Here is a 705-nt window from a genome sequence, read left to right as displayed (position 1 = left end):
TACCTGAAGCAACACCGCTTATATACCCGCACACTTGGAATTATTTGAGTCTCTAAAAATGAGGGGATCTCTGAGGTTGTAACCATGTCAGCAGGCGGCACAAACTGCTTCTTGTAGAACAATGGTGGGTAACCCGCCTCGACTGGAGTTCGCATGGGAAGCACATCGTCCAATGTCTCGAATGGGGATCTGCTTGGAATGATGACATTATTCACGGCCACATAGTGATCCCAGAGTTTCAGCATTTCACCGAGTTTGGCGGGCTCCTGAGAGGCCAGATCTATGCGCTCGGCAGGATCTTTCGCAATATTGAAAAGTTCCCATTCACCTTTGCCAAATGGTTTGAATTGCCAACGAATTTTCCAGTCATCTTGCCGTAAGGCCCGATTGCCAAAGATTTCCCAGGCAATATAATCCTGCGTAGTTCGTGGTGATGCTGTTTGACCAGCCAAGGTTGGTAACCATGATTTCCCAGCCAGGGATGGCAGCTTATGGCCCTGATACGAATCAGGATATTTTGCGCCTGCGATCTCCAGCAAGGTTGGCATCACATCGGCCACATGCATGACACCATCATTGATACTACCCTGCGCTCTTTTGACTACAGGCCCCTTAACGATCAATGCGTTACCTGATTACCCATGACCCTCAGCCAGCTTCAAGAGCCGATATGGCATCGGAGGGCTTGCCACGACTGCATGCCCC

At 49.9% G+C, this 705-nt stretch carries 1 pseudogene; it reads right to left on the bottom strand.

Annotated features, from left to right (window positions below):
* Positions 1-566: pseudogene (locus PG888_RS23035) on the bottom strand (hypothetical protein); the annotation flags it as partial.
* Between the last annotated feature and the right edge of the window lie 139 nt (positions 567-705).

Origin of the sequence: Aeromonas sp. QDB23 (assembly GCF_027707745.1) — a bacterium.
GTDB lineage: Bacteria > Pseudomonadota > Gammaproteobacteria > Enterobacterales > Aeromonadaceae > Aeromonas > Aeromonas allosaccharophila.
This window is presented reverse-complemented; position numbering and strand designations above follow the sequence as displayed.